Source organism: Streptomyces sp. CC224B (assembly GCF_030010595.1).
Classification (GTDB): Bacteria; Actinomycetota; Actinomycetes; order Streptomycetales; family Streptomycetaceae; genus Streptomyces; species Streptomyces longispororuber.
Map to the genome: position 1 here is coordinate 49,078 of NZ_JASCXL010000047.1, position 19,412 is coordinate 68,489.

Here is a 19,412-nt window from a genome sequence, read left to right on the forward strand (position 1 = left end):
TGGCTGTTCCCCTCGTTGGTCACACAGGCGTGGGCCGCACGGGCGTGGGTCACGCAGGCCTCCCCCTGGAGACCGACTGCGATCATAAGGACGCCGATCACCTCGTGGGGCCGAATGAGATCGTCCGCTTCCTGGGCCCCGGGAACCCGACCGGACCCAAGTGCCCCACCGGCACCAGCGGCTCAACTCCGCTCCGACACAAGTGGACTCCGCGTTCCGGTGAGCGGAACCGCGGTGGCCGCAGGTCGGAGCCGTCGGCCAGGGTGATGTCGTACCGGCGCGACCGGGACCGCGAGCCCTCAGCGACACGAACCGTACAGGCCTCGTCCGCCGGCACGCGCAGCACAACGGAACGAGGGAGAACACCATGGGAGACGACAACAACGCGTCCGACTATCTGCGGGAGTTCGGGTACCTGGCGGAGGGTGTCGCTCTCGACACCGCCCAAGGCCGCGCGGCCGTACGGGCCTTGCAGGCGATGGCGCTGCTTCCGGCGTCGGGGGAGCTCGACGACGCCACGGCGGAGGTGCTCGCCCGGCCCCGGTGCGGGGTGCCCGACCGGCGGGGGGCCGGTGAGCCCGGCGGTGCCTCGTTCGTGGCGTACGGGACCGTGTGGGACCACGCCATCCTCACCTACCGCGTCAACAACCTCTCCCCCGACCTCCCGCACGACCGCCAACGGGCGGCCATCACCACGGCGTTCGCCCGGTGGGCCGCGGTCGTGCCCCTGGTGTTCCGTGAGACGACGGGTGAGCCGGACATCGAGATCAGGTTCGGCGCGCGCGACCACGGCGACGGGTTCCCGTTCGACGGCCCCGGCCGGGTCCTCGCCCACGCGTTCTACCCGCCGCCGTACGGGGGCGCGCTGGCCGGGGACGCGCACCTCGACGAGGACGAGACCTGGCAGGAGGGCGTCGCCGGCGCCGGCATCGACCTGCTGACGGTCATGGTGCACGAGCTCGGCCACTCCCTGGGCCTCGACCACACACCGGTGCCGGACTCGACGATGAACCCCTTCTACCCCACGCCGTCGACCCCCGCGGCCGACGACCGCGCCGGCATGCGGTACGTGTACCGGCGCCACATCTGGGTGGCGTCGCTCTACCGCGACGTGCTCGGACGCCGCTTCGACGACGAGGGGTACGACGGCTGGGTGCGCGGCCTGTTCTCGGGCGCGAGCCCCCAGGACGTGGCCCGCGGGTTCTGCTACTCGCACGAGTACTCCGAACGTCTCGCCACCGACCTGTACTTCGCGCTGCTCGACCGCGCCCCGGACCCGGAGGGGCTGGCCGCCTGGCGGCAGCAGTTGCAACAGGGCATGGGCCGGCAGGCGGCGATCGTCGCGTTCCTCGACAGCGCCGAGTACCGGCAGAAGTACCCGGACGACGCCGCGTTCATCGACTCGCTCTACCGGCGCCTGCTGCGGCGCCCGCCGGACGCCGAGGGCTTCGCGCACTGGCGGCAGCGCATGCGCGAGGGCACGCCCCGGCACGAGGTCGCGCGCGGCTTCGTCCTCTCCGAGGAGTACTGCCGCGCCTTCAGCCGGGACCTGTACGCGCACTACCTGCGGCGCCAGCCCGACCCGGACGGGTGGCAGGCCTGGACGGACGGGCTCCGCAACGGCCTCAACCACCAGGACGCGACGGTCGGGTTCGTCTCCTCGCCCGAGTACCAGGGGGCCGTCGAGAACTGGTGGTGAGGATGCGCCCCCTGAGGCTCCGCCGCGCCTCAGGGGGCGCCTCACCGCCCGCCCAGCATCGGCAGCAGCAGCGCCGCCGACCAACTGAAGTTCGGGGAGTTGAGGGGCGCGCCGGTCAGCGGGTCGTAGTTCTCCATCACCGGGCCCCGGCCGGTGAGCCCTCGCGCGTGGGTGAGCAGCCGGCCGGTCAGGGCGCGGGCCTCCCGGGTGTGGCCGTAGCGCCGCAGTCCGGCCTGGGCGAAGTACGCCTGGTCCAGCCAGACGGGCCCGCGCCAGTAGCGCTGCGGGGCGAAGTGGGGCGAACTGCGGGCCACGGTGGGGAAGGGCACGGGCGTGGCGAACTCGTCCGGGTCGGTCAGCTTGTCGCGGACGGCGGCGGCCTGGGCGGGCGACGCGGTGCCGGTCCACAGCGGGGCGGCCCCCTCGATGCCCCGCCCGCGGTCGGTCAGGCGGGCGCCGCCGTCGAGGGCGGTGTCGTGGAACCAGCCGTCGCGCGGGTCGTACATCCGCGTGCGCACGGCCGCGTGGGTGGCGGCGGCGCGGGCCCGCCAGTGCCGCTCCCCCGCCCGGTCGCCCAACTCCCGGGCGATGGCGGCGAGATACGTCTGGTCGGCGGCGAGGTAGGCGTTGAGGTCGACGGACTCCTGGGTGAGCGAGTAGCCGGTCAGGCGTCCCGTGGCGTCCCGGTTGGCGACGACGGCGGCGCCGAGGGCGGCGTCGAAGCGCGGCGCGTTGTCCATGCCGCTCTCCCAGGCGGCGGCGAGCCGCCGCTGCTCCGGGCTGTCGTTGGCCGGGTCGACGGTCGCCCCGTACTCGGCGAGCCCGTCGCGGTCGTGGTCGCGGTTGCGGTACCACCAGGCCTGGTAGGCGGCCAGCTTCGGGTACATCTCGCGCAGGAAGGCGCGGTCGCCGCCGCGCCGGTGGACCTCCCACACCGCCCACGCGGCCAGCGGGGGCTTGCTGTTGCGCTCGTTCCAGTTGCCGCCGCCGTCCGACGGCGCGTTGTAGAACACCGCGTCGGGGATCATCCCGGCGTCCTGCGGCCGGGTGGCCGAGTCCGGCCGGATCTGGTGGTCGGCCATGGCGCGGATCTGGGACCGGGCGAGCCAGGGGTCGAAGCGGGCCGTGCCGACGGCCTGCTTCCAGGTGTCCCAGGCCCAGACGCCGCCGGCGAACCACTTGTACGACATCGAGGGCGTGACGGCGTCGTGCCGGATCCGCCCGGCGGCCGAGCGCCAGTTGGTGACCAGGGTCTCCAGGGCCTTCACCGCGAGGCGGCGGCGCGCGGGCGGCACGTGGCGGGTGACGGCGGCGACGTAGCGCTGCCAGCGTGCCGTGCCGCGCGCGGCGACGGCGTCGGGGCGGGCCAGGACGCGGCGCCCGGCGGAGGCCTCGCGGGCCCGCTCGGCGGCGGTGAACGTATAGCTCTCGGTCCAGTCCAGGGTGCGGGCCGCGCCGGGGGCGAGGCGGAGCGGGGCCGCGAGCTCCGTGCGGTAGGTGTCGCGGCCGAGGCTGGTGCGGACGGGCTCGCGGTGCCTGACCTCGAACCGCTCGGTACCGTCGGTGAGGTAGTCCCACGTCTCGCGGACCCGGGCGAAGCGGACGGCGGCACCGCGCTCCGTGGCAACCAGCTCGGGCGCGTCGCGCTGCGGCCCCTTGTCCGGGCGCAGCAGGGTGCCGGTCCAGCCCGCCGCGAGCGTGCGGGGCGCCCGGCCGGTGTTGTGGACGCGGGCGCGGACCAGCGCGGTGCGGTCGGTGGCGAACCGCAGCTCCAGGGTGAGGGTGAGGCCGCGGAGGCGGTAGGTCTGGCGCAGCAGGCCGGGCAGCGAGGTGAGGCGCGGCGCGCCCCCGTCCGCGAGGCCGAGGGTCCTGCCGCCCTCGGTGAGCCGGATCCGGCTGAAGGACCGGCTCAGCCACCAGGGGTACTCCTGGGCTATGTGGAGCGGCCCCGTGAAGCCGCCGTACGTCGCCGGGTCGTCGGCCTCGGGCAGCGCGTACGCGTGCCAGGCGCCCTGGTCGGCGAAGACGTTGATCCGGTTGAACTCGCCCGGGTCGGCGGAGTCCGGGCTCCCCTGGAGGTCGAGGACGTCGGCGTACGCGTCGGGTCCGCCCGCTCCTCGGGCGGCGGAAGCGGTGGTGCCGTACGGCGTCGGCGTGGGCGGGCGTGCGGTGTCCGGTGGCGGGGCCGCGCTGAGGGTGAGGCCTGCGGCGAGCGGGAGGGCGAGGGCGGACAGGACACGCATGGGGCCTCCGGTGCGGGTGGCTGTGGGGGCGTCGGGACGCGGACGCGGCGGGAGCCTGCAGCGGATCTAGCCACCCGGCATGGACATGAAACCCCTCCGCCCTCCCGTGTCCCCTCCCTCACGGCCGCCCCGTCGGGATCCTCGCTCCCCGGTACATCCCGATTGCCTTCCTAGGGTCCCTAGGATAAAACTAGGACCCCTAGGAAGCGAACGGCGAGGAGGGCGTATGGCGCGGGCCGGGCTGACGGCGGAACGGGTGACGCGTGCGGGTGCCGAGCTGGCGGATGAGGCCGGGTTCGAGCAGGTCACCATGGCGCGGGTGGCGCGGCGGCTCGGCGTGAAGGACGCGAGCCTGTACACGCACGTGCGCAATCTGGAGGAACTGCGCGGCCGCATCGCGCTGTTGGCGGCGGACGAGAAGACCCTCAGGATCGCGGAGGCGACCGCGGGCCGGGCGGGCAAGGACGCGCTGGCCGCGTTCGCCGGGGCCTGGCGGGAGTACGCCCACGAGCACCCCGGCCGCTACGCGGCGACCCAGGCGGGCCTGCGGATCGACCCCGAGCTGGCCGCGCGGGCCCCCGGGCCGCGTCGCGCCGTCGAGCTCACCTACGGCGTGCTGCGCGGCTACGGCCTCGCCGAGCCCGACCTGACCGACGCCGTCCGGCTGCTGCGCAGCACGTTCCACGGGTTCGTCGCCCTGGAGGCCACGGGCGGGTTCGCCCACGAGCGGGCGCCGCAGCGGTCCTGGGACCGCGTGCTCGACGCCCTGCACAGCCTCTTGGAGCGCTGGCCCGCCGCCGGAGAAGGAGACGAAGGAGACCTCGCATGACCACCCCGACCACCCCGACCACCCCGACCACGCCGGACACCCCGGCCGCGCCCACCGTTTCGACCGCCCCGGGCACCCCGGACGCCTCGGAGGCCTCGGACGTCACGACGACCCCGACCGTGGGCAGCCTGCGCGTGGACGGCGCGACCCTGCACTACGAAGTACGCGGCCGGGGCCCGCTGCTCCTCCTGATACCGGGCGGGACGGGTGGCGCGGCCTCCTTCGACGGCGTCGCGGGCACGCTGGCCGCCGAGTACACCGTCGCGGCCTACGACCCGCGCGGCCTGGCCCGCAGCCCGCTCGACGACCCGGCGGCGGAGCAGCGGGTGGCCGAACACGCCGAGGACGCGGCCCGGTTGCTCGACCTGCTCTCGCCCGGCGAGCCCGCCCGGGTGTTCGGCTCAAGCTCGGGCGCGATCGCCGCCGTGCACCTGCTCACCACCCGCCCGGACCGTGTCGCCCGCGCCGTACTCCACGAGCCGCCGCTGGTGGAGGTCCTGCCCGACGCGCCCGCGCACCGGGCACTCATCGCCCGCGTCCAGCGGACGTTCCATACCGAAGGGCTCATGCCGGCGATGGCCGAGTTCGCCGCGGGCCTGAGGGGGGACGCCCCAGCCCCCGAGCCGCAGCCCCGGCTCGCCCTGCCCCCGCAGGCGGCCGCCCGGGCCGAGCGGACGATGGCCGGTCTGCCGTACTTCGTCAGCCGTATCGTGCCGGCCTTCATGTCCTACGCCCCGGACCTCCGGCACCTGCGGGCGCTCTCGGACCGGTTCGTCCTCGCCGCGGGCCACGACTCCGGCGGCGAACTCCCCCACCGCGCGGCGGCGTTCCTCGCCGACCAGCTCGGCCAGGACCTCAAGCACTTCCCGGGCGGACACACGGGCCTGACCACGCACCCGGCGGAGTTCGCCGCGCGGCTGAGGGACATACTGCGCCGGGACTCACGGTGAGCGCCCCCGGAACCCCCGCGCGACGAGACCCCGCCAGCGCCCTGTGTCGTACGCGCGTCACCGCCCACCGCCCAGCGGGTGCAGCCGGAACGACAGCCCCTCCGGGCCGTGCAACCGCGGAACGGAACCGTCGGCCTCTTCGGTCCAGGCGACGCGACCCTGTCCACTGGCCCGCACACGGGAGACGATGCCGTCAAGATCATCGACCCCGACGGACAGTTCCCACTGCGGGGCGGCGAGGGGTTCGCGTGCCGCCATGAACGCGGCAGCCGCCGGAGCGGCGCCTGTCAACCGGTGGTAGAAGTCCCGGGCCAGGTCAGGTCGGTCGCACACCAGGACCATGTGGTGAGGGGCGCCTGCGAAGCCGGTCGGGAACGTCCACCCGGTGAAGTCACGGGGTCGCCACAGGGAGACGGCAGCGCCCACCGGGTCGATCAGCGTCGCCGCACGACCCTGGCCGCCCGCGTCGAAGGGCGCCACGACGAGACGCGCGCCGTTCGCGGTCGCGATGCCGACGCGGCGGTCGACGTCGTCGACGGCCAGGTAGTAGGCGACGTGGGCGGGTGTGCCCGGTGGGTAGACCGGGTTCGCAAGGTCGCTGACGCCACCGATCCGGTACCCGCCGACGGATATCTTGACGACCTGGCGCCAGTCCTCCTCGTCCACTTCGAAGGTCCAGCCCAGCGCCTCGGAGAAGAAGGCCGCGGTGCCGGACGGATCGCGTACCTTCAGGTCCATCCAGCAGAACTCGTGCAACGAACCGAGCGTGGTCATGCGCGCCCTCCTCACCTTTGGGACGCTGACTATCGGCTCGCCGGGCGACCACGCAAGCGGATTTCCGCTGCTCCCGCGCGGGAGCGGCGCTTCCGGCGCAGCGATGACGGGGGGAGCGGGTCCCGGCGGAACAGCGGTGAGGGAGCCCGGGCCGGACGGGGGAGGCCGGACGGGGCCGTCCGGGGGGCGAGCTTGGTGGTCCGACTGACTCGTCCGAGGCGTTGGCGCCTTGGGCCTCGTCGACGGGCGTCGTCGTCGAGGGACGGAGGCGGGAGAGACCGAGCCGGGAGGGGCGGAGGCGGGCGGGACCGAGGCGGGAGAATGAGCGGTATGACCATGGTGCGAGACATCGATGCCCGCGGGATGCGGCACTGCGAGACGACGGCCTTGGGTGTGCTGCTGCGGCACGAGGGACTCGATCTGTCCGAACCCATGCTGTTCGGACTCGGCTCCGGACTGTCTTTCATCTACTGGGACAGCAAAGCCATGGCCTTCCCCTTCCTGGGAGGCCGGGTCAAGCCGTTCGAGCTCACCAAGAACCTGGCCTCGGTGCTCGGGCTGGAGCTTCAGGTCGCCGAGACCACCTCCCCGCGCAAGGCGTGGCAGAACGTGGCGGCCCCCGTCGACGCCGGACGGCCGGTCGGCCTCCAGCTGGACAGCTACCACCTGGATTACTTCAGCACCAAGGTGCACTTCGGCGGGCACATCGTGGCCATGTACGGCTACGACGAGCGGAACGCCTACCTGGTGGACACCGCCCAGCAGGGCGGTGCCGTATCGACCAGCCTCACAGGGCTGGCGAAGGCCAGGGCCGAGCGCGGCCCCATGACCGCCAGGCGCCGCTCCTTCACCCTCGCCGTGCCCGGCAGCCTGCCGTCGCCCCAGGACCGGATCCACCGCGCGGTCAGGACCTGCGCCGCCGCGTTCCTGAACCCGCCCATCGCCAACCTGGGCCACCGAGGTATCGAAAAGGCAGCCCGAAACGTGCCGAAGTGGCTCCGGCGCAGCGACGATCCACAGGTGGACCTGCCGCAGGCAGCCCTCCTCATGGAGAAGGCCGGCACCGGCGGCGCCCTGTTCCGCAATCTCTACCGGGACTTCCTCGCCGAGTGCGCCGAACTGCTGGACAGCGGCCACCTGCGCACGGCCCACCGCCTGTACGCCGAGGCCGCCACCCTCTGGACGCAGGTGGCGGCCCTCGTCACGGCGGCAGGCACATCCAGCGACCAGCGGAACCTCACCCAGGCCGGTTCCGTCCTCCACGAGCTCTCCCGCGTCGAACGCGAGGCGATGGAGGCGCTCAGCTCGCTCTAGTACTCCCTAGTACTCCCCAGCACTCCGGCCGTAGGGGTACGGCCGCTGCGCGCCGCCCGGAACAACGGCGCTCCGCAGCTCACTTGGCGACGACGCGCCCCCTGGCGGCACCGGCCGCCGCCCCGGAGGACCTGCCGCCCAGCCCCGGGACCAGCACCGCCGCCACGGCCAGGTGCATCAGCGCCAGGGACAGTCGCGTGCCGCCGTCCATGCCGTCACCGGCCAACGGCAGGAAGGACACGGCCAGCACGGCGCAGGCCGCCCCGGTCCAGACGGCGCGGGCGTGCCGCGCCCAGAAGCGCTCCAGGGCGGCCAGCAGTGCCCAGCCGGCGAGCGATGCCAGCAGCGCGACGGCCGCCACGGGCACGGCGCCGATGTCGAGCGTCCGCCCGCCGTCGGCGATGCGCAGCCGGTGCCCCAGCAGCGGGTCCGTGACCAGCCACACCAGGACGGGGGCGAGGACGGCCAGGGCCGTCACCCCGAGGCGCCCTCTCCGCACGCTCATTCGGCGCCTGCCGCGAGTGCCCCGTGCAGGAAGACCTCCACCAGCTCCCGCGGGGTCAGGTCGGGCTCGTCCCCCGTACGCGGCTGGGTGAAGAGCAGCCCGAAGAAGAGGGCCGCGATCTGCTCAGGCGGCCGGCGCAGGGCGGCCCTGTCCGGCTCCAGAAGCTCCGCGAGGGCCGCGCGGATCCGGGTCGTCGACTCGTCGCGGCCCGCGCCGCGCACCGTACCGGGGTGCTTGCCGCCGCGATGCCCCAGCGAGCCCACGATGGCCCCCATCCTGGACAGGTGCGCCTGCAGCGCCTCGGCCGCCTCCGCGAGCCGGTCGGGCAGCGGCTGCGACACGTCGATCGCGTCGAGCTCGCGGACCGCGTGCTCCGGGGAGAGCGCCTCGGCCACGCAGGCCTGCAACAGCTCCTCCTTGTCGGCGAAGACGCGGAAGATCGTGCCCTCCCCGATGCCCGCTGCGCGGGCGATCTTCGCGGTCGTCACCGCTGCGCCGTACTCGGCGATCAGGGGAATCGCGGTCTGGATGATCATCTCGCGGCGCCGCTCCGGCGACATGCTGGGGGCGCGGCGGCGAGTGGACCGGTCCGTCCGGCCGGTCTGGTTCTCCTTGGGTGGCGTCATGACGGCGAGACTACGGAGTGAGTCCTCACTCCGTCAATGAGTGAGTCCTCACTCCGTTGTTTCTTCTTGCATGCGGGGCGATACAGCCCCGCTCAGCACCGCCTGTCCGGCCCCGGGGTCACCGCGGTCGCGCGTACATGCGGATGTCGTCGGCGGCCCACAGCACGAAGCGTTCGATCGGCCGCACCTCGTGTCCGGGCACGGGCCGGAAGGTGAGGCGTTTGAGCAGGACCGACAGGGTCAGCATGGCCTCGACCGTGGCGAGGCTCGCGCCCTCGCAGCTACGGGGGCCGAGGCCGAAGGGGATGTAGGCGAGCCGCGGCCGTCCGGCCGCGGCTTCGGGGGTGAAGCGCTCCGGGTCGAACCTCTCGGGATCGGGCCAGTGGTCGGGGTTCAGGTGCACCGCCCAGAAGGGGTAGAACAGCGTCGTCCCCGCGGGGATCTCGTACCCGCCCAGGACGAGGGGCTCGGTCGTCTCGCGCGCGCCGTAGGGGCCGGGCGGGAAGAGCCGCATCGCCTCCTTCAGGACCATGTCCAGATACGTCAGCCGCCGCAGGTCGGCGTAGGAGGGCGCGGCGCGGTCCCCGAGGACGCGGTCCACCTCGTCGGCGGCGCGTGCGGCGGCCTCGGGGTGGCGGCCGAGCAGGTGCAGGGACCAGGAGACGGCGACGCCGGTGGTGTGGTGGGCGGCGAGCAGCGTCACCATGACGGTGTCGCGGATGCGTGCGGGGCTCGCCCCGGACTCGACGAGCGCGCCGATCAGGTCGCTGCGGCCGGCGCGGCCGCCGGAGCGGTGGTGGGCCGCGACGACCTCGTCGACCGTCGCGCGCAGGTAGGCGAGCGCCTCCTCCGCCCGCCGGGCGCGCTCCTCCTCGGTGCCGGGGACGGGGACGCGGTAGAGCCGTCCCAGGTACTCGGTGAGCACGACCTCGAAGGCGGCGCTGACCCGCTCCGGGTCCGTGGCGTCGCCCCCGAGGGCGTACGCGCAGATCATCCGCAGCGTCAGCGCGGTGAGGTCCTTCTGCAGCTCGACCGGCTCGTCCTCGGCGTGCCCGGCCCAGCGGTCCGCGAGGTCCGTCGCCAGCTCGGTGAAGCGGGCGAAGTGCTGCTCGTGGGACGGGCGTCCGGCGAACACCGAGAACAGCAGGCGGCGCCACGGGCCGTGCTCGGACGCTTCGAGGACCTGGAGGTTGTCCGCCTCGCACAGGGGCGCCAGGAACTCGAAGAGCCGCTTCGGGCGTTGGTTGATGTGAGCGGTGGCCTCCAGGAGCACCGGGTCCGCGACCGACACGGCGTCGTCGGCGCCGGGCAGTTGGAACCGCACGACGGGGCCGTACTCGGCGTGCAGGCGCAACTGGTAGGTGTGCAGTCCGCCCGCGGCCGCGACGGCGCCCGCGCCGCCGTCCGGGTGGGGCTCGGGACCGGGGATGTCCATGGGTGCGCCTCCTGGTCGCTGCCGGGGCGGTGCCGTCCGGCGGCCGGCCCGCGCCGGATCTCCCGCTCCACCGAAGGAGTGTGCACCACCCCGGACCCCGTGAGGAAGGGCGTCGCGGCCCGGGCCGACACCCGCCGCCCGAGTCCGGGCCGGGCGGAACCACCGCGCCGCTCCCGGGCGTTGTACGTCAGGCGCCTCCCGCAGCGGGCCGGGGGTCCAGCCGCGGCGCTGCCTCGCCAGATGGCCGGACACGGGCTGCCGGGCGGCGCCGCTTCCTCGCCCGGGTCGGCCGGGCACGGGCCGCCAGGGGGCGGTGCGGCCGGCCCCCGGCGTACTCGTACGGCCGGCCGGGCGTCACACCTTGCGCCAGCGCGCGTTCGCCCACGAGAAGAGGCCGAAGGCCACGAGCGCCACGGCCACGGCGACCAGCAGCCACGGCCCGGCCGCCGTGTGGGTGAAGGAGCGCAGGGTGTCGTCCACGCCCTTGGCCTCGCCGGCCTTGTGCCGCACGGCGGCCACGACGAGGAAGACCCCGGCCGCGCCGAAGGCGCAGCCCCGCCCGCAGCCGCCCACCACGCCGAGGACGTCCACGACCCGGCGCGTCCTGGCGGTCATCTCCCCCATGCGCAGCCGGCGGCGGTACTTGCGCAGCACGGCGCGGCCGGCGATCCAGAGCCCGGCCGCCACCACGGCCGCGCCCGCGGCGCCCACGATCCACCGGCCGCCCGGCCAGTCCAGCGCGGTCGCCGTGACGTCGTCGGCCTGGCGGTCGGACGAGCCGCTGCCGCTGCCCTTGTCCCCCATGACGTACGCGAGGACCGAGTAGCTGACCACCGCGTAGAAGACGAAGCGGGCCGCCGACAGGAGGCGCTTGCCCTTCTTGTGGCCGTCGGGGCCCGCCTGGCCGAACAGCGCCTCGGAGAGCCGCCACAGCGCCATCCCCACGAGGCCGAGGCCGAGGAGCCACAACACGGTGCTGCCGAAAGGCTTCTCGGCGATCTCCGCCAGCGCCCCGCCGCGGTCGGCCTGCCGCTTGTCGCCGTCGGCGAGCGCGATGCGCAGCGCCAGCGCCCCGACGAGTACGTAGATCACGCCGCGGGCCACGAACCCCGCCCGTGCCGCGGCGTCAAGGCCCCGCCCCCGGGCCACCCGGCGCGCCTGTCCCACTCCGCTCCGCACCGCCCCATCAGTTCTCATGCAGCCCGGATCCCCCGAGTCCCGCCGCTCATGCGCGTGGCGGGCCGAAAGGGAGCCGGTCCGCACCGGGGAGCAGACCGACCTTTCACCACAGAATGGTCCAGACCATGCATTTTCCCTATGCAGGAATCCGCAACTCTACGCGCATAGGCGCGGCCCGCCTCTTGCGGCCACCTCGGCCGGTCTGCCACATTCACCTCGGCCCAGCATGGCATGCACGCGACAGGCTCACCGGCCGTCCGCGTGGGTGCCCGTTTCGCATACCTATGCGCGGCGGGCCCCGTGCAGGGCGTTCAACCCCCACACGATGGAGACGAACGTGCGTATATCCCGAGTTGTCCCCGCCCTCGCAGCCGTCGCGCTGTCCGTCCTCGGACTCGCCCCCACCGCCGCCGCCCAGGCGCAGTCCGCCGACCGCGCGCCCGCGCCCTCCACCCAGGCGGTCCAGCCGATCATCGGCGGCGGCTACGCCAGCAGCGCGCCGTGGGCGGCCCGGCTCTTCTCCAACGGCCGGCAGACGTGCAGCGCCACGATCATCGCCCCCACCTGGATCCTCACCGCGAAGCACTGCGTCAGCGGCGGCAACCTGTCGTTCCGCATCGGCAGCCTCGACCAGACCACCGGCGGCACCCAGGCCAACGGCGTCAGCATCCACAACCACGCGTCCTCCGACCTCTCCCTGGTCCGCCTCGACCGCTCCGTGTCGGGCACCTACGCGCGCCTGGGCAGCCCGGGCTCCGTGCAGGTCGGCCAGACCGTGCAGGTCTACGGCTGGGGAGCCACCTCCCAGTGCGGGCAGGAGATCAACTGTCAGTCGCGCCTCCTGAAGGTCGCCGACGTCGTGGTGACCGGCGGCTGCACCGACGCCTACAACGGCCGGGCCATCTGCGCCCGCCGCGGCAACGGCATCACCGCGGGCGGCGACTCGGGCGGCCCGATGATGGCGGGCGGCGTCCAGGTCGGCGTGGCCTCCACGAGCGACCGCCAGACCACCACGGCCTACACGAACGTGACGGCGTACCGCTCCTGGATCCAGAGCGTGGCCGGCGTCTGACCGCCCCGGACCGGCGGCGACCCCGCTCCCCCGAGGCGACCGCGGCCGCCCGACACGCTCCCGGGACCTGAGCGGCTCCGGGACCCCGGCGGCACCGGGACATGAGCACCGTGCCCCCTTCGCGCACCCACCGCGCGGAGGGGGCACTGTCGTACGGCGAGCACGGCAGCCCCCGCACACCCTCCAGCCTCTCGGCCCCCTGAACCCCCCGAATACCCCCGAACACCTCTGGGAAATCGCACAAGAAATCGCCTTGATCCCCGGAAAAAAGGCGATACCAGAAAAGGCTTTCGCCGCTACACTCGCTCATCGGGATATCCGGCTCGGGGGATTTCGGGGGATGATCGAACATGGCCGAAGATCCACGCTCTCATGATTCACCACCACCGCACGGAAGCGGTTCCCGGCCGTGGGCCCAGGACTTTTCTCCGGAGGCGGCGGAAGCTGTCGTCGGCGTTCTCCACCTGCTGGGCGGCATGGCGATCAAAAAGGCTCAGGTGCCCCGCCCTCTGCATCTCAGGAAGCTCACCTTCGACGAGGTGGTCCGCTATTTCGTGGAAGAGCGCCCGGACGTGCCCCAGGTGCACCACGGCGCTCTCCTCACCCGCCAGGACCTGTCCTACGGATTCCCCTGCCTCCAGCTCTTCGTCGACCGTGACAACGCACCGTGCCTCGCGCCGTCCGGAGCGCCGTACGGCAGGTTCGTGGTGGCGAGGGCCCTGGACAGCGAGCTTCTCGGCATGTTCGGCGGACGGGAACTCATCATCTTCGAGTGAGCCCGGCGGGCGGCGTGCCGCGCCCGGGCCGGAGCGGAGGAAGGGAATGTGGAAATGGGGTGCGGTGGCCGCCGCACTGGCCGTCGCCGTGCCGCTGCTCGTCGCGGCGCACCGCGCCCGCAGGAGGCACCGCCTGGACGTGACGGTCGACGACGCGGAACTGCACCGCTGGTTCCGACGCCGCCGGTGACCCGCACCTCCCGTGCCGACACCTGCCCGGTTTCCGGCCTCGGCACCATCCGGCACCGGCAGGGCGAAAGAACGACAGCACGGCAGAACGACAGAACCACAGAACGGCAGCACGAAAGAACGACAGCGGAAGAAAACGAACAACATCGGGGGGAAACAGCAATGGATCCACTCTCCCTCATCGCCGCGATCGCCTTCTTCGGGTATATCGCGGTGGTGATCGTCTCCATCACCGTGGACATCATCACGGAATGGTTCCGGGCGCGCGGCAGGATCAAGGCGGAGAACTCCGACGCGATCGCCTTCTCGCTCGCCGAGCGCATCGCCAACAAGGACTACGCGAAGGTCGGCGGGGTGTTCGACAGGACCCCGGCGGCCGCCACCACCCGCGTCGTGCAGGGCTTCTTCGACCAGCGGACCGGCCGTGTGGTCGAGGCCCGGGCCCTCGCCAGCACCCGGCAGCCGGGTCCCGAGGTGGTACGCCACCACGCGGCGGGCCGCGGCCTCGTCGTCTACAGCTAGGGGGCGTGGTGGAACCCATCAGCCTCCTCCTGCTCCTGATGGCGGGAGGCTTCGCGGCCGGGGCCGTACTCGCCCTGGTGACCTGGGACATGGTGGAGAGCTGGGTCTCCGCGCGGGCCGTCAGGGGCGGCTACGCGGAGATCCTCTCCGAGCGGCTCTCCACCGGGGAGTACCACGTCGTCGGCGGCGTCTTCACCCCGTACGGCGTCAGGACGGCGACACAGGCCTGGGACGCGCGCGCCCTCGACCCCGAGCTCGCCCGCCGGCTCCGCGTCGCGGGAGGTGTCATCCGTGTCCACACATGAGCGCGGCCGCGCGGAGCACGGCGCGGACGGGGACGCCTGGACCGCGCCCCACCTCTTCCTGAGCGGCTTCCCCGCCGACCTGCCCGACCGGGAGCTGGTGAAGTTCCGGGTGCGGTTGTTCGCCATGCTCGGTGACGTCATCAGCCGCTACCGGCCCGGCCCGTTCGTCCTCAGCGCCGGCTACGGCGTGCCGCCCGAGCCCCGGACACCGCCGTCGCCGCCAGCACCGGTGTCGCCGCCGGACGGCGCGCCGCCGGAGACACCCGCCTTCACCACCGTCGAACCGCTGTACACCTTCGACCAGTTGGTGCTCCCCGAGGAGACGGTTGGCCGACTGCTTGACTGCGTGTCCCTCGTCGAGGTGGCACCCCTCGTCTTCGACACCTGGAACCTGCGCTCGATCGAGCCGCACCCGTCCACCGCCGTCAACTTCCGCGGCCCGCCCGGCACCGGCAAGTCCATGGCCGCCCACGCCATCGCGCACCGGCTCGGCCGGCGCATCCTGTCCTGCCGCCTCTCGGACCTGGAGAGCAAGTACCACGGCGACGGGCCCAAGAACCTCGCCGCGCTGTTCGCCGCGGCCGCCGAGCAGCACGCGGTCCTCTTCGTCGACGAGGCCGAGTCGCTGCTCTCCCGCCGCTTCGCCCAGCCCCAGCAGGCGGCGGAGAGCGCCATCAACTCCATGCGGACCGAACTGCTGATGGCGCTCGACACCTTCCACGGCCTGGTGATCTTCGCGAGCAACCTGCCGCACAGCTACGACGCCGCCGTCGAATCCCGGCTGCTGCACGTCGACTTCGCCCTGCCCGACCGCGCGGCCCGCCGCCGCATCTGGCAGACCCATCTGCCGGCGGAGCTGCCGGTCCACGACGACGTCTCGCTCGACGAACTCGCCGACGTCGCCGAGGTGTCGGGCCGGGACATCAAGACGGCGGTCATCCTGGCCGCGGTCGGCACCGCCCGGCGCCGCCGGGCGGCCGTCACGCGCGACTCCCTGCTCACCGCCCTGGAGGAACAGCGCACTCCCCCGCCCGCGCCGCCCGAGGACGGCGACACGGCCCCGCTCTCCCCGGAGGACCAGGAGTCGGTCGCCGCGCGACTGCGCCGACGCCTGGCCGACACGCACGGCGGCCCCGGCGACGCCGAGGAGGGCACCCACCCGCCCGGCTGAGCCGCACCCGCCCGGGCCCGGGCGCGGAACCGCCGCCCGCCCGGGCCCGGGGTCAGCCGCCGTCCGTGGCCGGGGTGGCGGGCGCGCTGCCCGGCTCCACGTACAGCAGCCGGTTGGGCGAGCCCGGGCCGACCGTCAGGACGCCGGGCGTGGCCGCCTCGACGAGCCGCTGCTTCAGGGCGGCGGAGGCGGTCTCCGGGGCGGCGTCCAGGGCGAGCACGGCCGCGCCCGCGGTGTACGGCGCGGAGAAGGACGTGCCGCTGACGATGACGGAGCCGCCGCCCGACTTGGCGGCGAGCACGTCGTTCCCGGGGGCGTACAGGCTCAGGCAGCGGCCGTGGTTGCTGGTCTCGGACTCCTTGTCCTCGTTGGTGCTGTTGCCGACGGACAGGGCCGTGGTCGCGCCGGCGGGCGACCGGGTGCAGGCGTCGTCGTCCTGGTTGCCGCCGGCCGCCACGGTCAGGACGCCGCGCCCGGCGAGGGCGTCGACCGCCGCGTCGACGGTCGCGAACTTCGGCGAGCTGAGCGAGGAGTTGACCACCGCCGGCTTGACCGCGTTCTTCGCGATCCACTCGAGCCCGGCGAGCACCCCCTCGCTGGTCCCCTTGTTCTCGCAGTCGAGGACCTTGACGGACACCAGCTTGGCCTTGCGCGCGACCCCGTACGTGGCCCCGCCCACCAGCGAGGCCACGCTGGTGCCGTGCCCGTAGCAGTCCGTGCTGTCCCCGTTGAAGGCGTCGAAGCCCGCCGCCGCCCGGCCGCCGAACGTGGTGTGGGTGAGGTCGATCCCGCTGTCCATGACGTACGCCGTCACACCGTCGCCGTCGCCGCCGGGCGTGAACGAGCCGTCGAGCGGCAGCGCGCGCTGGTCGATGCGGTCGAGGCCCCAGGACTCGGTGGGCTCGCGGTGGTGCGCGCGCACCGCGTCGCGCGGCCCCGCGACGACGCCGACCTGCTCCACGGCGAGCACCCCGGGCATCCGGCGCACCATGCGCACCTGCCGGGGGCTCAGGTCGGCGGAGAAGCCGTTGAGCAGCTCGTGGAAGGTCTCCCGCACCGGCAGCCGCCACCGCTCCGCGGCCCGCTCGGAGGGGACGCCCGGGGCCAGGGTCACGATGTACCGGCCGGGCACGGGCTCGGCCGCCTCGCGCACAGGGGCCGGTGTCCGCTGCTCGGCCGCCGCCGTGGGCGCGGCGAGCACGCTCGCGGCGACGACGGCGGTGAGGGCGTACCACGGGGATACGGGCATGGGCTGCTCCTGGTCTGTGGGGGGCGCTGCGTGGGGCGGTCCGCCGACCGCTCTGTATCTGTCACCGCGCCACACGCGCGCTTATCCGCCGTCCCACTGATGGAGTACGCCCCTGGGAGAGCAGCCGCTCCCGGCGTCTTCGGCCACTGTGGGCCATGGCGAAGGCAGGCCGGGCAGGCCGGTACCGCCGCGAGGGATGAGTTCTCGCCCCGCCGCCGGTCCGCCCCCGGTACGGGACGGACGGAGCGTACGGGCCGTGTGCGGTCGCGCGGTGTCCGCGTACGCCGCGTCCGGCCGCGCCGCGCTCACGTGCGCGGTGGCCGGACAGCCGGTGATCAGAAGTCAGACCGTTGATGGGAAGTCAGAACCGGTGATCAGAAGTCCGAACCGGTGATCGGAAGTCAGAAAGGGAGCAGTCCTGCCCCATGGCGTCTGGGCGATGGTGCACGCGGAGCGCGCGGCGCTGATCGGCGACCTCGCTCGGCTGGAGGACGAGCGCTGGGAGGAGCCGTCGCTGTGCGAGGGGTGGAGCGTGCACGACGGGGTCGCCCATCTGGTCGACACGGCCCGGACGACGCGCCTGGGTTTCGTGGCCGCGCCGGCCGCGGGCGCCGGGGGCGGTGGGCGTCGCTGAGCTGTGACGCTCAGCGGCGGCCCCGCCCGCCCCGCGCCCGGGTCGTCACCGCTCCTCGGCGTCGCCCTTGTCCAGGGCGTCGGTCAGGGCGCGGCAGAAGGCCGGGAGGTCGTCCGGCTTGCGGCTGGTGACCAGGACGTTGCCGCCCGCGGTGCACACCTGGACCTCCCGGTCGACCCACTCGCCCCCGGCGTTGCGGATGTCGGTGCGCAGGCTGGGCCAGGAGGTGAGGGTGCGGCCCCGTACGACGTCGGCCTCGACCAGGATCCAGGGCGCGTGGCAGATCGCCGCGACCGGCTTGCCCGCCGCGAAGAAGTCCCCGGCGAACGCCACCGCCTTCTCGTCCAGGCGCAGGGCGTCGGGGTTGGCGACGCCGCCGGGCAGGACCAGCGCGTCGAAGTCGGCGGCGGAAGCCTCCGCCACGACCTGGTCGACCGGGAAGGAGTCGGCCTTGTCGAGGTGGTCGAACCCCTGGACGCGGCCCGGCGCGGTCGACAGCAGGACGGGCTCGGCCCCGGCGGCCTCGACGGCCCGCCACGGCTCGGTCAGTTCGATCTGCTCCACGCCCTCGGGCGCGGTCAGGAAGGCGACGCGCACGGCGGCTCCTCCTCGGTCGTGTCGGTGGTGCTGGTCGGGTGCGCGCGGCCGGGGCCGCGCGGGGGCCGGGTCAGGCGTCCCGGGCCGCTTCCGCGGCCTCGCGCTCGGTGGTCGACCCGTCGGTGGAGAGGGAGCCCTGCGCGCTCTCCAGGTGCGCCCGGACGAACCACTGGAACTGGTCCAGGTCCCGCACCTGCTCGATGAGGATGTCCTCGGTGGCGGGGTCGAGCTTGCCGACCTCGTCGATGGCCGCGCGGTAGCCCTCGATGACACCGGTGTACACGAGGTCGAGCGCGCCCAGGTGGGCGATGGCGTCGGCCCGGCCGATGCTGTAGTCGTTCCAGGTGCGCTCGGAGACCAGGGCGCCCGGGGTGCCCTGCGGCACGCCGCCCAGGGCCGAGATGCGCTCGGCGACGTCGTCGGCCATGTCGCGGACGCGGTCGACCTGCGGGTCCAGCATCTCGTGCACGGCGATGAAGTGCGGGCCGACGACGTTCCAGTGCACGTGCTTGAGCGTGAGGTGCAGGTCGTTCAGCGCGTGCAGGCGCATGCTGAGCGAGGTGATGAGCTTGCCGCCGTCCTCCACGCTGATGCCGGGGACGGTGTAGCGGGGGGTGGTGGTACGGGCCATGGTGTGTGCTCCTCAGAGGGTCGGGCGTCGACGCCCGGCGCGCACGCCGGGGCATCGAAGCCGGAACAAGGGGTACTGGGGACGACCGGGTCATCGCCTCCCGGGCACGTCTTCCCCGGTCCGGTACGACATAACGTGTGAAGTAGATCAAAAGGCACATGGAGTCGTGGTGACGGGGCAGACGCAGGACACATCAGAAGAAGGGGTGGACACCGTGTTGATGCCGGATCCCAAGCAACTGAGAGTTCTGCTCGCCCGCTACGCCGATCTGCGTATCGCGGCACCCCCGACCGAGGCGAACCGCCGCGCGCTGGAGGACGTGACCTACACCCTGTGCGTGCTGACGGGGGCCACCACGATCGACGACGCCCTGGGCATCGCCGACGCGCTGCTCGCGGGTGAGCCGGTACCGGCGTGCGCCGATTCCGCTCCGGCCCGGATGCCGGACCCGCCCCGCGTCCGGACGGCCGACCGGGCTGAGGAACTGCCGCTCCCCCGGCCGTCGGCCCCCCGGCCCTCGCCCGCCCCGGCGCCCCTGCCGTCGGCCGAGACCGGCCCCGAGCCCTCCGTGGGCAGCGCCGGAGGCGTCTGGCTGGCCGTCTGAAACCCGCCTGTCGGGCGGCCCCCCCGGGGCCCCGGGGGGGGGCGGCCGGAACAACCCCCCCGCCGGGCGGGGGGACCACCCGAACCCAGCACCACGGGGGCCGGGCGC

At 73.8% G+C, this 19,412-nt stretch carries 21 protein-coding genes; 12 read left to right on the forward strand and 9 right to left on the reverse strand.

Translation table 11 applies throughout. The annotated features are described in order from the left end of the window. Nucleotides 1-367 precede the first annotated feature (367 nt). Nucleotides 368-1,699 (forward strand): matrixin family metalloprotease, encoded by a 1,332-nt coding sequence (locus QK440_RS20040; RefSeq protein WP_282794523.1) that lies wholly within the window; start codon nt 368-370, stop codon nt 1,697-1,699. Nucleotides 1,700-1,740: 41 nt separating this feature from the next. On the opposite strand, the gene QK440_RS20045 is transcribed toward QK440_RS20040, so the two are convergent. Beyond that, a complete protein-coding gene (locus tag QK440_RS20045; RefSeq protein WP_282794524.1) occupies nt 1,741-3,942 on the reverse strand; it encodes a trehalase family glycosidase in 2,202 nt (733 codons plus the stop codon). 226 nt (nt 3,943-4,168) lie between these two features. Here QK440_RS20045 and QK440_RS20050 point away from each other — a divergent pair, with 226 nt between their 5' ends. Together QK440_RS20050 and QK440_RS20055 are read left to right on the forward strand one after the other, a co-directional pair. Further along, nucleotides 4,169-4,771, forward strand: a complete 603-nt coding sequence (locus QK440_RS20050) for a TetR/AcrR family transcriptional regulator (RefSeq protein ID WP_282794525.1) — start codon at nt 4,169-4,171, stop codon at nt 4,769-4,771. After that, nucleotides 4,768-5,721, forward strand: coding sequence for an alpha/beta hydrolase (locus QK440_RS20055; protein WP_282794526.1), 954 nt, complete (start codon nt 4,768-4,770; stop codon nt 5,719-5,721). The genes QK440_RS20050 and QK440_RS20055 overlap by 4 nt, the downstream gene beginning before the upstream one ends. A gap of 57 nt (nt 5,722-5,778) precedes the next feature. On the opposite strand, the gene QK440_RS20060 is transcribed toward QK440_RS20055, so the two are convergent. Further along, the gene (locus QK440_RS20060; protein WP_282794527.1) at nt 5,779-6,495 is read right to left on the reverse strand and encodes a VOC family protein; all 717 of its coding nucleotides are present in this window, start codon (nt 6,493-6,495) and stop codon (nt 5,779-5,781) included. Nucleotides 6,496-6,825: 330 nt separating this feature from the next. On the opposite strand from QK440_RS20060, the gene QK440_RS20065 reads away from it, so the two are divergent. After that, the gene (locus QK440_RS20065; protein ID WP_282794528.1) at nt 6,826-7,809 is read left to right on the forward strand and encodes a BtrH N-terminal domain-containing protein; all 984 of its coding nucleotides are present in this window, start codon (nt 6,826-6,828) and stop codon (nt 7,807-7,809) included. Nucleotides 7,810-7,888: 79 nt separating this feature from the next. Here QK440_RS20065 and QK440_RS20070 read toward each other — a convergent pair whose 3' ends face one another. The 4 genes from QK440_RS20070 to QK440_RS20085 all read right to left on the reverse strand — a co-directional run bounded on the left by QK440_RS20070 (nt 7,889) and on the right by QK440_RS20085 (nt 11,572). After that, on the reverse strand, nt 7,889-8,314 hold the full coding sequence (locus QK440_RS20070; RefSeq protein WP_282794529.1) for a DUF6069 family protein: 426 nt from the start codon (nt 8,312-8,314) through the stop codon (nt 7,889-7,891). Then, nucleotides 8,311-8,940 (reverse strand): TetR/AcrR family transcriptional regulator, encoded by a 630-nt coding sequence (locus QK440_RS20075; protein ID WP_282794530.1) that lies wholly within the window; start codon nt 8,938-8,940, stop codon nt 8,311-8,313. Before QK440_RS20075 ends, QK440_RS20070 begins: the two co-directional genes overlap by 4 nt. Before the next feature lie 118 nt (nt 8,941-9,058). Further along, a complete protein-coding gene (locus QK440_RS20080; protein WP_282794531.1) occupies nt 9,059-10,375 on the reverse strand; it encodes a cytochrome P450 in 1,317 nt (438 codons plus the stop codon). 354 nt (nt 10,376-10,729) lie between these two features. Next, entirely contained in the window at nt 10,730-11,572 is an 843-nt protein-coding gene (locus tag QK440_RS20085) for a DUF1206 domain-containing protein (RefSeq protein WP_282794532.1), read from the reverse strand. 319 nt (nt 11,573-11,891) lie between these two features. Between QK440_RS20085 and QK440_RS20090 the strand changes: the two genes are divergently transcribed. From QK440_RS20090 to QK440_RS20115, 6 genes are all read left to right on the forward strand, one after another. After that, nucleotides 11,892-12,626, forward strand: a complete 735-nt coding sequence (locus QK440_RS20090; RefSeq protein ID WP_282794533.1) for a trypsin-like serine protease — start codon at nt 11,892-11,894, stop codon at nt 12,624-12,626. A 476-nt stretch (nt 12,627-13,102) separates the two neighbouring features. Further along, nucleotides 13,103-13,402, forward strand: a complete 300-nt coding sequence (locus tag QK440_RS20095; protein WP_282794534.1) for a hypothetical protein — start codon at nt 13,103-13,105, stop codon at nt 13,400-13,402. A 46-nt stretch (nt 13,403-13,448) separates the two neighbouring features. Further along, nucleotides 13,449-13,592 carry a hypothetical protein gene (locus QK440_RS20100; protein WP_282794535.1) on the forward strand — a complete coding sequence of 48 codons (144 nt, stop codon included), beginning with the start codon at nt 13,449-13,451 and terminating at the stop codon, nt 13,590-13,592. Nucleotides 13,593-13,753: 161 nt separating this feature from the next. Continuing rightward, a complete protein-coding gene (locus QK440_RS20105; protein WP_282794536.1) occupies nt 13,754-14,113 on the forward strand; it encodes a hypothetical protein in 360 nt (119 codons plus the stop codon). 8 nt (nt 14,114-14,121) lie between these two features. Beyond that, nucleotides 14,122-14,418 carry a hypothetical protein gene (locus tag QK440_RS20110; protein ID WP_282794537.1) on the forward strand — a complete coding sequence of 99 codons (297 nt, stop codon included), beginning with the start codon at nt 14,122-14,124 and terminating at the stop codon, nt 14,416-14,418. Beyond that, nucleotides 14,405-15,589, forward strand: a complete 1,185-nt coding sequence (locus tag QK440_RS20115) for an ATP-binding protein (protein ID WP_282794538.1) — start codon at nt 14,405-14,407, stop codon at nt 15,587-15,589. The genes QK440_RS20110 and QK440_RS20115 overlap by 14 nt, the downstream gene beginning before the upstream one ends. 52 nt (nt 15,590-15,641) lie before the next feature. Here the strand turns inward: QK440_RS20115 and QK440_RS20120 are convergent, their stop codons facing one another. Then, nucleotides 15,642-16,838 (reverse strand): S8 family peptidase, encoded by a 1,197-nt coding sequence (locus QK440_RS20120; RefSeq protein ID WP_282794539.1) that lies wholly within the window; start codon nt 16,836-16,838, stop codon nt 15,642-15,644. A gap of 439 nt (nt 16,839-17,277) precedes the next feature. On the opposite strand from QK440_RS20120, the gene QK440_RS20125 reads away from it, so the two are divergent. Then, nucleotides 17,278-17,472 carry a maleylpyruvate isomerase N-terminal domain-containing protein gene (locus QK440_RS20125; RefSeq protein ID WP_349239301.1) on the forward strand — a complete coding sequence of 65 codons (195 nt, stop codon included), beginning with the start codon at nt 17,278-17,280 and terminating at the stop codon, nt 17,470-17,472. Nucleotides 17,473-17,517: 45 nt separating this feature from the next. Here the strand turns inward: QK440_RS20125 and QK440_RS20130 are convergent, their stop codons facing one another. Further along, complete coding sequence (locus QK440_RS20130) at nt 17,518-18,069, reverse strand: type 1 glutamine amidotransferase domain-containing protein (RefSeq protein WP_282794540.1); 552 nt, start codon at nt 18,067-18,069, stop codon at nt 17,518-17,520. 70 nt (nt 18,070-18,139) lie between these two features. Next, nucleotides 18,140-18,700, reverse strand: coding sequence for a DNA starvation/stationary phase protection protein (locus QK440_RS20135; protein WP_282794541.1), 561 nt, complete (start codon nt 18,698-18,700; stop codon nt 18,140-18,142). A 169-nt stretch (nt 18,701-18,869) separates the two neighbouring features. Here QK440_RS20135 and QK440_RS20140 point away from each other — a divergent pair, with 169 nt between their 5' ends. Beyond that, nucleotides 18,870-19,304, forward strand: a complete 435-nt coding sequence (locus QK440_RS20140; RefSeq protein ID WP_282794542.1) for a DUF5133 domain-containing protein — start codon at nt 18,870-18,872, stop codon at nt 19,302-19,304. Nucleotides 19,305-19,412: the final 108 nt, after the last annotated feature.

Bases quoted from the DNA above. Each gene is read 5' to 3' on its own strand.
- QK440_RS20070 (WP_282794529.1), bottom strand. From the start codon at position 8,314: ATGAGCGTGCGGAGAGGGCGCCTCGGGGTGACGGCCCTGGCCGTCCTC.
- QK440_RS20050 (WP_282794525.1), top strand. From the start codon at position 4,169: ATGGCGCGGGCCGGGCTGACGGCGGAACGGGTGACGCGTGCGGGTGCC.
- QK440_RS20120 (WP_282794539.1), bottom strand. From the start codon at position 16,838: ATGCCCGTATCCCCGTGGTACGCCCTCACCGCCGTCGTCGCCGCGAGC.
- QK440_RS20125 (WP_349239301.1), top strand. From the start codon at position 17,278: ATGGTGCACGCGGAGCGCGCGGCGCTGATCGGCGACCTCGCTCGGCTG.
- QK440_RS20065 (WP_282794528.1), top strand. From the start codon at position 6,826: ATGACCATGGTGCGAGACATCGATGCCCGCGGGATGCGGCACTGCGAG.
- QK440_RS20085 (WP_282794532.1), bottom strand. From the start codon at position 11,572: ATGAGAACTGATGGGGCGGTGCGGAGCGGAGTGGGACAGGCGCGCCGG.
- QK440_RS20100 (WP_282794535.1), top strand. From the start codon at position 13,449: ATGTGGAAATGGGGTGCGGTGGCCGCCGCACTGGCCGTCGCCGTGCCG.
- QK440_RS20095 (WP_282794534.1), top strand. From the start codon at position 13,103: ATGGCGATCAAAAAGGCTCAGGTGCCCCGCCCTCTGCATCTCAGGAAG.
- QK440_RS20080 (WP_282794531.1), bottom strand. From the start codon at position 10,375: ATGGACATCCCCGGTCCCGAGCCCCACCCGGACGGCGGCGCGGGCGCC.
- QK440_RS20045 (WP_282794524.1), bottom strand. From the start codon at position 3,942: ATGCGTGTCCTGTCCGCCCTCGCCCTCCCGCTCGCCGCAGGCCTCACC.
- QK440_RS20135 (WP_282794541.1), bottom strand. From the start codon at position 18,700: ATGGCCCGTACCACCACCCCCCGCTACACCGTCCCCGGCATCAGCGTG.
- QK440_RS20060 (WP_282794527.1), bottom strand. From the start codon at position 6,495: ATGACCACGCTCGGTTCGTTGCACGAGTTCTGCTGGATGGACCTGAAG.
- QK440_RS20055 (WP_282794526.1), top strand. From the start codon at position 4,768: ATGACCACCCCGACCACCCCGACCACCCCGACCACGCCGGACACCCCG.
- QK440_RS20075 (WP_282794530.1), bottom strand. From the start codon at position 8,940: ATGACGCCACCCAAGGAGAACCAGACCGGCCGGACGGACCGGTCCACT.
- QK440_RS20040 (WP_282794523.1), top strand. From the start codon at position 368: ATGGGAGACGACAACAACGCGTCCGACTATCTGCGGGAGTTCGGGTAC.
- QK440_RS20105 (WP_282794536.1), top strand. From the start codon at position 13,754: ATGGATCCACTCTCCCTCATCGCCGCGATCGCCTTCTTCGGGTATATC.